The organism is Shinella curvata (assembly GCF_022899935.1).
GTDB classification, from domain to species: domain Bacteria; phylum Pseudomonadota; class Alphaproteobacteria; order Rhizobiales; family Rhizobiaceae; genus Shinella; species Shinella curvata.
This window is the reverse complement of record NZ_JALJCJ010000007.1, coordinates 17446-30416: the sequence shown is the minus strand read 5'-3', so window position 1 is coordinate 30416 and position 12971 is coordinate 17446. Positions and strand designations below refer to the sequence as shown.

Sequence of the window (12971 nt, the reverse complement as noted above, 5' to 3'; positions counted from 1 at the left end):
GAGCCATATGAGCAAGATCGTTTCCATCGAGATCAGCCATCACCGGCTGCCGCTCGATCCGCCGTTCAAGGCCAGCTGGGATGGCCGCCCGCGCCAGCAATTCGATGCGACGATCGTGCGGGTGCGGGATGACGAAGGGCGCGAGGGCATCGGTTCCGGCGACCTGATGAAGGGGTTCGAGGGTCACGAGGATCTGTTCGTCGGGCAGGATCCGCGCCACCTCGAGCGGCACTATGAGGTGCTGTCGCATATCAACTTCCACTATGGCCGCTGCTGGCCGCTCGATCTGGCGCTGTGGGACCTCGCCGGCAAAGTGACGGGTGAGCCGGTCTGGCGTATGCTGGGCGGACGGGCGGATCGCGTGCGGCTCTACGCCTCCTCCGGCGTGCTGCGCGATCCCGCCGCCATGGCCGATCAGGCCGAGCGCTATATCGCCGAAGGTTTTCCGGCGATGAAGGTGCGCTTCTCGTCCTCCGCCGGCGGGCGCAATGGCTGGCGCGACGACGTCAAGGCGCTTGAGGCGATCCGCGCCCGTGTCGGTGACAAACTGGAACTGATGGTCGATTGCAACCAGGGTTGGCGTATGCCGTGGGACACCACGCTGCCCTGGACCTTCAAGGATGCGCTGGTCGTGGCACGCGAACTGGAACGGCTCGGCATCTACTGGATGGAGGAGCCGTTGCACCGCTCCGACCGCAAGGGCATGAAAGCGCTGAAGGAGGCGACGGATATCCGTATCGCCGGCGGTGAGATGACCCGCGAACTCTACGAATTCCGCGATATCATCGAGGAGCGAGCGTTCGACGTCATCCAGCCTGACGTCGCCCTGGTCGGCGGCATCACCGGCTGCCGACGGCTCGCCTTCCAGGCGCGCGAGGCGGGCGTGACCTTCACCCCGCATTCCTGGACGAACGGCATCGGCGTGCTGGCCAATGCCCATTTGACGGCGGGTGCCGGCGATGCGCCTTTCCTCGAATATCCCTATGACGCGCCGGAATGGAGCGAAGAGCGCCGCGACTATCCGCTCGTCACACCCCTGCGGCACGAGAACGGCTGGCTGCTGCTAGGTGAAGCGCCGGGGCTCGGCATTACGCTCGATGAGGACAGGCTAAAGGCGACGCGCATCGGCTGAGACGCTTCGCCCTCTTGACATCCGCCCCGTGGAGGCCGACTTCACGGGGACACGGACGCGAAGGAGAACGCCATGAGCGAGGCAGCCCGCACGACGATCGACCAGGCGGAAGTCGACCGCTTTTCGGCGATGGCCGCCGAGTGGTGGGATCCGACGGGCAAGTTCCGCCCGCTGCACAAGTTCAATCCTATCAGGCTCACCTATATCCGCGACATGGTCTGCGGCCAGTTCGGGCGAGACCCCAAGGCGCATCGCCCGCTGGAAGGCCTGCGCATCCTCGATATCGGCTGCGGCGGTGGCCTGCTCTCCGAGCCGATGGCGCGCATGGGCGCCGATGTGCTCGGCGCGGATGCCTCCGAAAAGAATATCGGCATCGCCAAGGCGCATGCGGCGGGCAGCGGTGTACCCGTCGATTATCGCGCGGTGACGGCCGAGGCGCTTGCCGAGGCCGGCGAAAGCTTCGACGTTGTGCTCAACATGGAAGTGGTCGAGCATGTCTCCGACGTCGATTTCTTCCTCACCACCTGCGCCTCCATGGTGCGCCCCGGCGGCATGACCTTCGTCGCCACGATCAACCGCACGATGAAGGCGGCGGCACTGGCGATCTTCGCTGCGGAAAACGTTCTGCGCTGGCTGCCGCGCGGCACGCATCAATATGAAAAGCTGGTGCGCCCGGAAGAGATCGAAAAGCCCCTCAACGCTTCCGGCCTGACGGTGACGGACCGCACGGGCGTGTTCTTCAATCCGCTGTTGAACCAGTGGAACCTGTCGAAGGACATGGACGTGAACTACATGCTGGTGGCGCGGCGCGCCTCGGCCTGATCACGCTTTCAGGGTTTTCACCACCGCGAGCAGGTCTTCCTGGCTTGCCGTATTCTGCTGGGCCTTCGCCCTCACGCTGTCGCGATCGATCACAAGGGGATTGCCGTCGGGACAGAAGGGCGTCTTGAAATTGAAGGCGTGGGGCGTCGGGCCATGGTCATGCAACGCCTCCAGCCGTTCGGCGCCATCGGCCCAGGCTGGCCGCGACCGTTCCGGCACCCACCACAAGACGAGCGAGGGCCATGCCTGAGGCTGGTTCCAGTTGCGCGCATGTTTCAGCGCGTCGGCATGCACGCCGTTATAGGTGAATGCCATGAGAGCCTCGATGCTCGCCCAGAGTGACAGCGAGGCGGGCGCGTCGTCAAAGCCGCTGCCTGTGATGAAGCGTGGATGGACCTTTGGCCCCCAGCTTCTCGGTCCAGGTACTCCGACATAACCCGAACGGCCGACAAACCCATCCGCCCGGCGCGCCGCCTCGAAATTGAAGGGCTCGCGCAGGAGAAATCCTTCCACGCGCGGGCTCTCGAAGTCATCGACATGCAGGCCGAAATTGTAGATGGCGAGATGATGGCCGCGCATCAGTTGGTGTCGTCGGGCAGGACGGGCAGGGGGGCGATCTCGACGCCTTCGTCCAGCAGATCACGAACCTCCTCGGCCGAGGCCTTGCCGATCAGGCCGCGTTGTTCGGTCTCGCCGTAGTGGATCTTGCGGGCCTCTTCCGGGAAGCGCTCGCCGACATCTTCGGAATTCGCGCGGATCGTCGTGACGATCTCGCGCAGCTTGCTCATCATTTCCTTCTGGCCGGCCTGCATGACCATCTCCTGCCGCGTCTCCTTCTTGCGCGCGGTGGAAACGGAGGGCGCCATCAGGCGCTTGGCGACATGCGGCGAATTGCAGGTCGGACAGGTGACAAGCGCCATCGTCTGCTGGCGGTCGAAATCATCGGCCGAGCCGAACCAACCTTCGAAAGCATGGCCGTTGTCACAGGAGAGTTCGTAGCGGATCACGCGGCAACGCCTCCCTTCGCGGGCGCGCCCGATACGTCGAGCGTGAAGGCGCGGCCGTTGCGCAGGTTGGGAATCTTGTCATGGGCTGCCTTGACCGCGGCGATATCCACTTCGGCCAGTATGACGGCCTCGCCGGTGCCGCCGGCAGAGGCCAGCACGCGGCCCCAGGGATCGACGATCATGGAGTGGCCGAAGGTTTCACGGCCGTCCTCATGCACACCAGCTTGTGCGGCAGCGATGATATAGACGCCGTTCTCGATGGCGCGGGCCCGCAGCAGGATTTCCCAATGCGCCTCGCCCGTCTGGCGGGTGAAGGCTGCCGGCACGGAGATGATTTCGGCGCCGGCCTGGGCCTGCGTCTTGAAGAGTTCGGGGAAGCGCACGTCGTAGCAGATGGCGAAGCCGAGCTTGGCGAAGGGCAGGTCCGCCATGCGGGCGACCGCGCCGGGCGAATAGACCGCGCTTTCACGCCAGCTCTCGCCATTGTCGAGATCGACATCGAACATGTGGATCTTGTCGTAACTGCAGATCTTCGCGCCGTCGGGGCCGAAGAGGAAGCCGCGGTTGGCGACCTTGCCGTCCGCAAGCGCGATGGCCGTGGAGCCGACATGGACGTGGATGCCGAGTTCTGCGGCAAGCTCTGCGGCTGCGGCGACGACGAGGTCGTCATCCTCACTGCGCAGGATGGCACGCAGGCCCGCGCGGTCACGTTGCAGTGCGCCAGTCATTTCCGGCGTCTGGACATAGATGGCACCCTTGGCGGCTGCCTCGCGCACGAGGCGCCGCATCGTCTCCACGTTGCGGACGGGGTCGGTCCCGGAGCACATCTGGAGGGCGGCGATCGTGACGGTCATCTCAGTCCCCTCAGGCAGCCAGCAGCGCGTCGAGTTCACCCGCGCGCTCCAGCGCGTGCAGGTCGTCGCAGCCGCCGACATGGCGCTCGTTGATGAAGATCTGCGGGAAGGTATTGCGACCATTGGCGCGCTTGATCATTTCCTGGCGCACCTCGGGCGCATAGGTCGCGTCATGCTCCTCGAAGGTTACGCCCTTCGTCTCCAGGAGTTTTTTCGCCGCGCTGCAATAGCCGCAGAACTGACGCGTATAGATCACCACCGAAGACATGTTTTCCGCTCCAAAGCTTGAAAAATCATCTTTTTATATAGGTCCGGCAAGCGCCCTTGCAAAGGTCAAAACCGTAACGTCGGCAACACCCGCACGCTTCAGCACGCGGGTGGCGGCCGAAACGGTAGCGCCCGTCGTGTAGACGTCGTCGACCAGCACGACGCGGCGGCCGAAAAGCTGCTCGCGTCCTTCCGGCGTGATCGAAAAAGCACCGCGCACGTTTTCCTCGCGCGCCCTTGGACCAAGGCCGATCTGGCGGCGGGTGCGCTTCGTGCGGCGTATGGCCTCGACGAGGTGGGGCTTGCCGGAGAGGGTCGAGAGTGCGCGGCCGAGCTCCGCGGATTGGTTGAATTTTCGCCAGACGAGGCGCAAGCGGTGGAGCGGTACCGGCACGATGAGATCGGCCGCCTCGACCGCGCCATCGCTGGCACGCAGCATCCATCCGGCCATCATCGGCGCCAGATCGGTGCGGTCGCGGTACTTCAGGGAATGCACCAGGACACGGGCGAGATCGTCATAGAGCGCGACGGAGCGCAGCCGGTCAAAGGGTGGCGGATTGGCGATGGCGTCGGCGCTAAGAATGCCGGGGCCGAGGTCGTGCGAGAAGGGTGTGCCCAGCACTTCGCAATAGGGTCGCTCGATGAAAGAGAGCATCGACCAGCACTTTGGACAAAGGCTTTCCCTACTGCCGAGCAAGACGCCGCAACCGGCACAGGCGGGCGGATAGACGAGATCGAGCGCCGCGCCCGCAAGGCCGCGCAGCCGGCGGGCGAAAAGCTGCCGGAGCGGGACTGCCGGAACTGTCTCGGCCTCGATTTCGTCCATACGGTTGACATTAGCCGCCCTTAGCGGCCAAAGCGAAGGAAATCCGAAAGGGACCTTTTTCATGGAAACGCTCTTTGACCACAGCCTGATCGACATTAACCGGAGGCGCGCGCTTTCCGCAGGGCCGGCGGATTTCCTGCTCGATGTGGTGGCGCGCGAACTGGCGGAGCGGCTCAGCGTCATCGATCGCCGCTTCGAGCGCGCCGTCGAGCTGCACGGCCATACGGGTGCCACCGCGCGGGCCATTGCCGGGACCGGCAAGATCGATATCCTCGAGCGCGTCGAGAGCGACGAAGGTTTTGCGGCACCCGGCGAAGCGCTGACGGTTTCACCGCTTGAAACGGTGCCGCTCGCGCCGCAGTCGGTCAATCTCCTCGTCTCGCCGCTTTCGCTCCACCTGACCAATGATACACCCGGCGTCTTCGTGCAGATTCGCCGGGCGCTGAAGCCGGACGGGCTGTTTCTCGCCGCCATTCCCGGCAGCGGCACCTTGCAGGAGCTGCGCGAAGTGTTGTTGGCGGCGGAAAGCGAACTGACGGGCGGGGCGAGCCCGCGCGTCATTCCCTTCCCCGATGTGCGCGATGTCGGGGCGCTGCTCCAGCGAGGCGGCTTCGCCCTGCCGGTCACGGACAAGGAAACCTACACGGTCCGCTACGATTCCATCTTTCCGCTGATGAAGGACCTGCGCGCCATGGGCATGGCCAATCCGCTGACGGGCCGCAGCCGGCGGCCGTTGACGCGCGGCATCCTCCTGCGTGCCGCAGAGATTTACGCAGCGCGGTTTTCCGATCCGGACGGGCGTATCCGGGCCAGTTTTTCGATCATCTATGTCTCGGGCTGGGCGCCGCACGAAAGCCAGCAAAAGCCTCTGAAACCGGGTTCGGCGACGATGCGCCTTGCCGATGCGCTGAAGCAGGGCGGCAAGGAATAGGCCGGTCTACTGACGGGCGGCTTCGATGGCGGCGGTAATGGTGTCGAAGGTGGCCTGCAGTCCATCGCTGTAGGCGCCAAGGCCGCCGAGAAGACCAATGGAGATCAGGCCTGCCAGCAGGCCATATTCGACGGCCGTTGCGCCATCGGCGGCGGAGAAGAGGGATTTCAGCAGTCTCGATACCATTCCCGTTCTCCGCGTGCTCCAGACGCTTCACTGCGCCTTGGGGCTCAGCAGCCGCTGCTGCGCCCGTTGTCGTCGATGATGCAGACCGCGCCGGGCATTTCCTGCAGGACGCTGCGGCGAACCGTGTAACGCTTGCCGCTTTCCGAGGGGATCGAGCCTGTCGAGATCATGTCGAACTCGTCAGGCACGTTCGCCATCATGCGCTTGTCGGTCTTCGTCGACAGGATGGGCGTCAGGACGAGCGCAAGGGCGATCACCGCCGTACCGAACAGGAGGGCAAGATTGAGTACACCGGTCCGGGTATCGCCGGCCGGCGTGAAATCCTTCTCCTGAACCGTTTTCCAGAAGTCTTCGTCACGCATAACAGGTCTCGTAAGCATTCATTGCAACGTTAAGCCCAATCTTTGAACGACGGTGCTAAACGATTGCTTAACGGAGGCTGGAAAATTGAGGGTAAATCCCAGCCGACCGGTGCTTTGGCGGTGCTTTTTGGGATGGCGTCGTCCCGAAACGGTCAGAGCAGGTCCATCAGGAAAGGGATCAGCGGTTCGTCGGCCGGCGGCATGGGATAGTCGCGCAGTGCCTTCGGGCGAACCCACTTGACGGCCTGTCCCTCGCGTCCGTGGGCCGTTCCCTCGAAACGGCGGCAGATATACAGCGGCATCAGGAGGTGGAAGTCGTCATAGGTGTGGCTCGCAAAGGTCAGCGGCGCCAGGCAGGGGATCTTCGTGGTGATGCCGAGTTCTTCGTCGAGCTCTCGGATCAGTGTCTCCTCGGGCGTTTCGCCCGCTTCGACCTTGCCGCCCGGAAACTCCCAGAGGCCGGCGAGCGACTTGCCTTCGGGGCGCTGTGCCAGAAGGACCCGGCCATCCGTATCGACCAGCGCGCAGGCGGCGACGAGAAGGATGCGGCGCGACGTCGTGACGGTTTCGGTCATGCGGCTTCCGGTCCCCGGTAAGTGTAGCGGTAGGCGTCGTTGAAGCCGGCGCGGCGGTAGAGCGCGATTGCCGCGGCATTATCCGCTTCCACCTGCACCCAGGCCTGGCGCGCGCCCTTGAGCCTTGCCCAGCGAAGCGCCGCGTGCAGAACGGCCGTTCCGGTGCCCTGGCCGCGGCGCGCTTCGGCGACGCCGAGCTGGAGGATGCCTGCGAGATCGTTATCCTGGACGGCAAGCGTGACCGCGGTCGGGCCGAAGTCCGCTTCCTCGAAAATGAACAAGCCGACCTCCGGCTTGATCGCGTTGATGATCTCGGTGAGGCCCGGCTTGAGGGCCGGATCGTCGCCGGCAACGCGGATGCGCGCATCGACGAAGCGCCCGACATCGCGGCTCGGCAGATGGTCCACGCCCTCTTCGCGTGCGAGATCGGCAAGGTTGGCCGTCATGACGATCGTGTGGCCGACATCGGCCCAGCCGGCGTCGTCCATGAATGCAATCAGCTGCGGCGGCGTCAGCGGCGTCTGGCGCACGAGCAGCGGGCGGCCATAGTCGGAAAAGCGTTTTGCCGCCTTTTCAAGGCGGATTGCGATATCCCTGATGTCGGACGGGTCGAGCGGATTGACGGAGTTCAGCCGGCGCGAAGGATGGCCGGCTGTCAGCCGGCAAAGCCAGCTGCCGTCATACTGGGCGCTGGCCGCAGGCCAGGCGCGAAAACCGACGGCTTCGAGCCGCCGGACCTTGGGGAGATCGTTCATCGTCTTTTGTCCGGAAAGGCTCACGCTGTCCGGCCCTTAGCTGCGGTAGTCGCCGTTGATCTCGACATATTCCTTGGTGAGGTCGCAGGTCCACACGGTCGCGCGGCCGTTGCCCAGGCCGATTTCGACACGTACCGGAATGTCTTCCTGCTTCATCACGGCCGTGGCGGCCGCTTCCGAATAGGTGGGATCGCGTTCGCCGTCGACGGCGACGCGTACATCGCCGAACCAGATGGCGAGGCGGTCGCGGTCGGCCATTTCGCCCGACTTGCCCACAGCCATCACGATGCGGCCCCAGTTGGCGTCTTCGCCGGCCACGGCGGTCTTGACCAGCGGGGAATTGGCGATCGACAGTGCGATGCGCTTGGCGGCTTCGTCGTTTTCGGCGCCTTCGACGGTGACGGCCACCATCTTGCGGGCACCTTCGCCGTCGCGCACGACCTGAAGAGCGAGATCGCGCAGCAGATCGTTGAGTGCCGAGCGGAAGCCATCGAGTGAAGCGTCGTCAGCCGTGACGGTCGCCTGGCCTTCGGCGGCGCCCGTTGCGAAGAGCATCAGCGTGTCGGAGGTCGAGGTGTCGCTGTCGACGGTGACGGAGTTGAAGGTCGGGCCGACGCCGGCCGAGAGCAGCGACTGCAGCACGGATGCGGGAATGGCGGCATCGGTGACGACGAAGGAGAGCATGGTCGCCATGTCGGGCGCGATCATGCCGGCACCCTTGGCGATGCCGTTGATGCGCACGGTGACGCCGCCGAGCTCGGCGGTGCGGGTGGCGACCTTCGGGTAGGTGTCCGTCGTCATGATCGCCTTGGCCGCCTCGAACCAGAAGTCCTCGGTGCCGTTACTGGCCAGGCCGTCGAGCACGCCGGAGAATTTCGTGGCATCCAGCGGCTCGCCGATCACGCCCGTCGATGCGAGGAAGACTTCGCTTTCGGCGCAGCCGATCGCCTTGGCGGCGGCTTCGGCGGTCATCTTCGTCGATTCGCGGCCCTTGCGGCCGGTGAAGGCATTGGCATTGCCGGAATTGACGACGACGGCGCGGGCAATACCGCCGGGCAGATTGGCGCGGCAGAAATCGACCGGGGCCGAGGGGCATTTGGAACGGGTGAAGACGCCCGCCACGGTCGCGGGGCGATCGAAGACCATCATGAGCACGTCGGTGCGGTTCTTGTACTTGATCCCGGCGGCGGCGGTGGCCATGCGCACGCCGCGAACGGGCGGCATTTCGGCATAGGTCTTCGGAGCGAGCGGGGAAATGGAACCGGACATGCGTGCTTTCCTTGAGGAAGAAGGCCCGGCGGGAAGCGCCGGGCCATGATGTGTTACTGCTGGCCTTCCGTTGCCGGGGCAGCTTCGCCTTCACCCGCGGCTTCCGGCTTGTTGACCGCATCGTAAGCGGTCTTCAGCGCGGCGTCCTGGATGTCGATCGGTGCGGCGGCCTTGGCCTTTTCCAGAAGCTCCAGATACTTGTCGCGCATGACGAGCTGACGAACCTGCGGCTCGACCTGGTCGAGTGCCGGAGGCTGCTGCTTGCGCTTGTCTTCGATCTTGATGATGTGGAAGCCGAACTGGGTCTTCACCGGCTCCTTGGAATAGGCGCCCTTTTCCAGCGCGAAGGCAGCGGTCTCGAATTCCGGAACCATGCGGCCCTTGCCGAAATAACCCAGGTCGCCGCCTTCCGACTTGTTCGGATCCGTCGACTTTTCCTTGGCGATCTCGACGAAGTCCTTGCCGGCGTCGAGGTCCTTGATGATGGCCTTCGCCTCTTCCTCGCTCTTGACGAGGATGTGACGCGCGCGGATTTCGTCTTCCGGCGTGATGGCGGCGATTTCCTTTTCGTAGCGCGCCTTCACCTCGTCCGGCGTGACGGCATCGACGACGTGCTTCTTGAAATAGGCATTGTGCAGTTCGCGATCCGTGAGGAAGGCGAGGCGCTGCTTGAATTCGGCATTGTCCTTCAGGCCTTCCTTGTCGGCATCGGCGGCAAGCAGCTTGACGTCGATGATCGAGGAGAGGGCGGCAACGCGCTTCTGCTCGTCGGGCAGGTTGGCAAGCTGCGGGTCGAGGCCGGCGATCGCAAGCTTCAGTTCCGATTCGTGGATCTCGACCGCGCCGACTTTGGCGACGACCGGATCTGCGGCAGCATCTTGCGCGCGGACGCTGGTGCTTGCTGCGGCGATCGCGATGAGGGCGACTGCTGCGAGCTTGCTGTACTTGAACATTCGATGAGACCTTTCACATCCTCGCCGGAATCGGGCCGATATCCGGTGCCAGACGGCTCAACACCACCAGAATGTGGCAGTTGTGCAACCGCCTCAGCCGTTGACATCATTCGACCCCCCTCTTATCTGTCACGCAATCCCGCGTCCAGAACAGTTTCCGGGCGTTTCACGGCTTTGCGCGCAAATAAACGTGCGACCTGTCACGCGCCGGGCGCCACAAAGAAAGGACCATCCTGATGGTCAGCCTCGGCGGCATTGCCCGCAAGTTGTTCGGTTCCTCGAACGATCGCCGCGTCCGTTCCTACAAGCCCCGCGTCGATGCAATCAATGCGCTGGAGCCTGAAATCAAGGCCCTGTCCGACGACGCCCTGCGCGCCAAGACCGTGGAATTCCGCGAACAGCTTGCAGCCGGCAAGACGCTCGACGACATTCTGGTGCCGGCTTTTGCCGTTGCCCGCGAGGCGGCGTTCCGTGCCCTGGGCATGCGGCCCTTCGATGTCCAGTTGATCGGCGGCATGATCCTGCACGAGAAGTCGATCGCCGAAATGAAGACCGGTGAAGGCAAGACGCTCGTCGCGACGCTGCCCGTCTATCTCAACGCGCTCGCCGGCAAGGGCGTGCATGTCGTGACTGTCAACGACTACCTCGCGACCCGCGACAGCGCCCAGATGGGCAAGCTCTACGGTTTCCTCGGCCTGACCACCGGCGTCATCGTGCACGGCCTCGACGACGACCAGCGCCGCGCCGCCTACGCCTCGGACATCACCTACGCGACGAACAACGAACTCGGCTTCGACTATCTGCGCGACAACATGAAGTACGAGCGCGGTCAGATGGTGCAGCGCGGGCACTTCTTCGCCATCGTCGACGAAGTCGACTCGATCCTGGTCGACGAAGCGCGCACGCCGCTGATCATCTCCGGCCCGCTCGACGACCGCTCGGATCTCTACACGACGATCGATGCCTACATCCCCTTGCTGGATGAAGGCGATTACGAAATCGACGAGAAGCAGCGCTCCGCCAACTTCTCCGAAGTCGGCACGGAGAAGCTCGAAAACCTGCTGCGCCAGGCGGGTCTTCTGAAGGGCGAATCGCTTTACGACGTCGAGAACGTCGCCATCGTCCATCACATCAACAACGCGCTGAAGGCCCACAAACTCTTCACCCGCGACAAGGACTACATCGTCCGCAACGACGAAATCGTCATCATCGACGAATTCACCGGCCGCATGATGCCGGGCCGCCGCTATTCGGAAGGCCAGCACCAGGCGCTCGAAGCCAAGGAAAAGGTCACGATCCAGCCGGAAAACCAGACACTGGCCTCGATCACCTTCCAGAACTATTTCCGCATGTATTCCAAGCTCGGCGGCATGACCGGCACGGCTTCCACCGAAGCCGAGGAGTTCGGCAACATCTACGGCCTCGAAGTCGTGGAAGTGCCGACCAACCTGCCGATCCAGCGCCGTGACGAGGACGACGAGGTCTATCGGACGGTCGAGGAGAAGTACAAGGCGATCATCCAGGAGATCAAGGATGCCCGCGAGAAGGGCCAGCCGGTCCTCGTCGGCACGACCTCGATCGAAAAGTCCGAATATCTCGCCGAGCGCCTGCGCATGGCCGGCTTCAAGGATTTCCAGGTCCTGAACGCCCGCTACCACGAGCAGGAAGCCTATATCGTTTCGCAGGCCGGCGTTCCCGGCGCCGTGACGATCGCCACCAACATGGCCGGCCGCGGCACGGACATCCAGCTCGGCGGCAATGTCGACATGCGCCTCGAGCGCGAGCTGGCGGACATGGAGCCGGGCGCCGAGCGTGACGCCAAGCGCGATCAGATCATTGCCGAGGTCAAGCAGCTCAAGGAAAAGGCGCTTGCCGGCGGTGGTCTCTACGTGCTTGCCACCGAGCGCCACGAAAGCCGCCGTATCGACAACCAGCTGCGCGGCCGTTCCGGCCGTCAGGGCGACCCGGGCCGCTCGAAGTTCTTCCTGTCGCTGCAGGACGACCTGATGCGCATCTTCGGCTCCGAGCGCATGGATTCCATGTTGCAGAAGCTGGGTCTCAAGGAAGGCGAGGCGATCGTCCATCCCTGGATCAACAAGGCGCTGGAGCGCGCGCAGAAGAAGGTCGAAGCCCGAAACTTCGACATCCGCAAGAACCTCCTGAAATACGACGACGTGCTGAACGACCAGCGCAAGGTCATCTTCGAGCAGCGCATCGAGCTGATGGACAGCGAAAATCTGTCCGAGATCGTCTCCGACATGCGCAACGAAGTCGTCGAGAACCTCGTTCGCCTGAGTATTCCGGAAAATGCCTATGCCGAACAGTGGGACGTTGCCGGTCTCAAGAAGGGCGTTCTCGAGCAGCTGAACCTCGATTTGCCGATCGAGGCCTGGGCGGCCGAGGAAGGCATCGACGAAAAGGACATCCTGGAGCGCCTGCACAAGGCGGCCGATGCGGCTGCCGCTGATCGTGCGGAACGTTTCGGTCCCGAGATCATGACCTATGTCGAGCGCTCGGTGCTCTTGCAGACGCTGGACCTCTTGTGGCGTGAGCACATCGTCAATCTCGATCACCTGCGTTCCGTCATCGGCTTCCGCGGCTATGCCCAGCGTGACCCGCTGCAGGAATACAAGGCCGAGGCTTTCGAACTGTTCCAGGCGCTGCTCGCCAACCTGCGCCAGACCGTGACGTCGCAGCTGATGCGCGTTGAGCTGGTGCGCCAGGCGGCCGACGCCCCGACGCCGGTGCCGCCGGAAATGGAAGGCCACCACATCGACGGCACGACCGGCGAGGACGATTTCGGCGAAGGTCGCGGTGGCTTCATGGCGGTTGCCGCGGACAATCGCGATCCGAACGATCCGTCGAGCTGGGGCCATGTTGCGCGCAACGAACCCTGCCCCTGTGGTTCGGGCAAGAAATACAAACATTGCCACGGCGCCTTCGAACAGGCGTGATGCGCTTTGGGAAACTCGAAAATGCCGCCCTTGGGGCGGCATTTTCTTTTCGCCCGGCAAGTGCTTCGGCCGTGCGCC

15 protein-coding genes are annotated in these 12971 nt (G+C 64.0%); 4 read left to right on the top strand and 11 right to left on the bottom strand.

Annotated elements, in window-relative coordinates; all coding sequences use genetic code 11:
- Positions 1-7 precede the first annotated feature (7 nt).
- On the top strand, positions 8-1132 hold the full coding sequence (locus MUU55_RS23280) for a mandelate racemase/muconate lactonizing enzyme family protein (RefSeq protein WP_244763178.1): 1125 nt from the start codon (positions 8-10) through the stop codon (positions 1130-1132).
- Positions 1133-1204: 72 nt separating this feature from the next.
- Positions 1205-1954, top strand: coding sequence for a bifunctional 2-polyprenyl-6-hydroxyphenol methylase/3-demethylubiquinol 3-O-methyltransferase UbiG (gene ubiG / locus MUU55_RS23275; RefSeq protein WP_244763177.1), 750 nt, complete (start codon positions 1205-1207; stop codon positions 1952-1954).
- Here the strand turns inward: ubiG and MUU55_RS23270 are convergent, their stop codons facing one another.
- Genes MUU55_RS23270 through MUU55_RS23250 form a run of 5 tightly spaced genes read right to left on the bottom strand, consistent with a single transcriptional unit; the run spans position 1955 to position 4908 of the window.
- Complete coding sequence (locus MUU55_RS23270) at positions 1955-2533, bottom strand: DUF3291 domain-containing protein (RefSeq protein ID WP_244763176.1); 579 nt, start codon at positions 2531-2533, stop codon at positions 1955-1957.
- Positions 2533-2961 (bottom strand): DUF1178 family protein, encoded by a 429-nt coding sequence (locus MUU55_RS23265; RefSeq protein ID WP_244763175.1) that lies wholly within the window; start codon positions 2959-2961, stop codon positions 2533-2535. Before MUU55_RS23265 ends, MUU55_RS23270 begins: the two co-directional genes overlap by 1 nt.
- Positions 2958-3815, bottom strand: coding sequence for a carbon-nitrogen hydrolase family protein (locus MUU55_RS23260; protein ID WP_244763174.1), 858 nt, complete (start codon positions 3813-3815; stop codon positions 2958-2960). Before MUU55_RS23260 ends, MUU55_RS23265 begins: the two co-directional genes overlap by 4 nt.
- A 10-nt stretch (positions 3816-3825) precedes the next feature.
- Entirely contained in the window at positions 3826-4083 is a 258-nt protein-coding gene (grxC, locus tag MUU55_RS23255; RefSeq protein ID WP_244763173.1) for a glutaredoxin 3, read from the bottom strand.
- Between the two features lie 33 nt (positions 4084-4116).
- Complete coding sequence (locus tag MUU55_RS23250) at positions 4117-4908, bottom strand: ComF family protein (RefSeq protein WP_244763172.1); 792 nt, start codon at positions 4906-4908, stop codon at positions 4117-4119.
- Between the two features lie 61 nt (positions 4909-4969).
- On the opposite strand from MUU55_RS23250, the gene MUU55_RS23245 reads away from it, so the two are divergent.
- Positions 4970-5839, top strand: a complete 870-nt coding sequence (locus MUU55_RS23245; RefSeq protein ID WP_244763171.1) for a methyltransferase domain-containing protein — start codon at positions 4970-4972, stop codon at positions 5837-5839.
- A 6-nt stretch (positions 5840-5845) separates the two neighbouring features.
- Here MUU55_RS23245 and MUU55_RS23240 read toward each other — a convergent pair whose 3' ends face one another.
- From MUU55_RS23240 to MUU55_RS23215, 6 genes are all read right to left on the bottom strand, one after another.
- Positions 5846-6025: a Flp family type IVb pilin gene (locus tag MUU55_RS23240; RefSeq protein WP_244763170.1), complete on the bottom strand. Its 180-nt coding sequence runs from the start codon at positions 6023-6025 to the stop codon at positions 5846-5848.
- 44 nt (positions 6026-6069) lie between these two features.
- Positions 6070-6387, bottom strand: coding sequence for a hypothetical protein (locus tag MUU55_RS23235; RefSeq protein WP_244763169.1), 318 nt, complete (start codon positions 6385-6387; stop codon positions 6070-6072).
- A gap of 152 nt (positions 6388-6539) precedes the next feature.
- Positions 6540-6962, bottom strand: a complete 423-nt coding sequence (gene mutT / locus MUU55_RS23230) for an 8-oxo-dGTP diphosphatase MutT (protein WP_244763168.1) — start codon at positions 6960-6962, stop codon at positions 6540-6542.
- Positions 6959-7717, bottom strand: coding sequence for a GNAT family N-acetyltransferase (locus MUU55_RS23225; protein WP_244763167.1), 759 nt, complete (start codon positions 7715-7717; stop codon positions 6959-6961). The genes mutT and MUU55_RS23225 overlap by 4 nt, the downstream gene beginning before the upstream one ends.
- Positions 7718-7753: 36 nt before the next feature.
- Entirely contained in the window at positions 7754-8986 is a 1233-nt protein-coding gene (argJ, locus tag MUU55_RS23220; RefSeq protein ID WP_244763166.1) for a bifunctional glutamate N-acetyltransferase/amino-acid acetyltransferase ArgJ, read from the bottom strand.
- 53 nt (positions 8987-9039) lie between these two features.
- The gene (locus MUU55_RS23215) at positions 9040-9939 is read right to left on the bottom strand and encodes a peptidylprolyl isomerase (protein WP_244763165.1); all 900 of its coding nucleotides are present in this window, start codon (positions 9937-9939) and stop codon (positions 9040-9042) included.
- 236 nt (positions 9940-10175) lie between these two features.
- On the opposite strand from MUU55_RS23215, the gene secA reads away from it, so the two are divergent.
- Entirely contained in the window at positions 10176-12893 is a 2718-nt protein-coding gene (gene secA / locus MUU55_RS23210) for a preprotein translocase subunit SecA (protein WP_244763164.1), read from the top strand.
- Positions 12894-12971 lie beyond the last annotated feature (78 nt).

What these genes read in the sequence shown, in the direction of transcription:
- MUU55_RS23280 (WP_244763178.1), top strand. Translation starts at nt 8, where the DNA reads ATGAGCAAGATCGTTTCCATCGAGATCAGCCATCACCGGCTGCCGCTC.
- ubiG (WP_244763177.1), top strand. Translation starts at nt 1,205, where the DNA reads ATGAGCGAGGCAGCCCGCACGACGATCGACCAGGCGGAAGTCGACCGC.
- MUU55_RS23270 (WP_244763176.1), bottom strand. Translation starts at nt 2,533, where the DNA reads ATGCGCGGCCATCATCTCGCCATCTACAATTTCGGCCTGCATGTCGAT.
- MUU55_RS23260 (WP_244763174.1), bottom strand. Translation starts at nt 3,815, where the DNA reads ATGACCGTCACGATCGCCGCCCTCCAGATGTGCTCCGGGACCGACCCC.
- grxC (WP_244763173.1), bottom strand. Translation starts at nt 4,083, where the DNA reads ATGTCTTCGGTGGTGATCTATACGCGTCAGTTCTGCGGCTATTGCAGC.
- MUU55_RS23250 (WP_244763172.1), bottom strand. Translation starts at nt 4,908, where the DNA reads ATGGACGAAATCGAGGCCGAGACAGTTCCGGCAGTCCCGCTCCGGCAG.
- MUU55_RS23245 (WP_244763171.1), top strand. Translation starts at nt 4,970, where the DNA reads ATGGAAACGCTCTTTGACCACAGCCTGATCGACATTAACCGGAGGCGC.
- MUU55_RS23240 (WP_244763170.1), bottom strand. Translation starts at nt 6,025, where the DNA reads ATGGTATCGAGACTGCTGAAATCCCTCTTCTCCGCCGCCGATGGCGCA.
- MUU55_RS23235 (WP_244763169.1), bottom strand. Translation starts at nt 6,387, where the DNA reads ATGCGTGACGAAGACTTCTGGAAAACGGTTCAGGAGAAGGATTTCACG.
- mutT (WP_244763168.1), bottom strand. Translation starts at nt 6,962, where the DNA reads ATGACCGAAACCGTCACGACGTCGCGCCGCATCCTTCTCGTCGCCGCC.
- MUU55_RS23225 (WP_244763167.1), bottom strand. Translation starts at nt 7,717, where the DNA reads ATGAACGATCTCCCCAAGGTCCGGCGGCTCGAAGCCGTCGGTTTTCGC.
- argJ (WP_244763166.1), bottom strand. Translation starts at nt 8,986, where the DNA reads ATGTCCGGTTCCATTTCCCCGCTCGCTCCGAAGACCTATGCCGAAATG.
- MUU55_RS23215 (WP_244763165.1), bottom strand. Translation starts at nt 9,939, where the DNA reads ATGTTCAAGTACAGCAAGCTCGCAGCAGTCGCCCTCATCGCGATCGCC.
- secA (WP_244763164.1), top strand. Translation starts at nt 10,176, where the DNA reads ATGGTCAGCCTCGGCGGCATTGCCCGCAAGTTGTTCGGTTCCTCGAAC.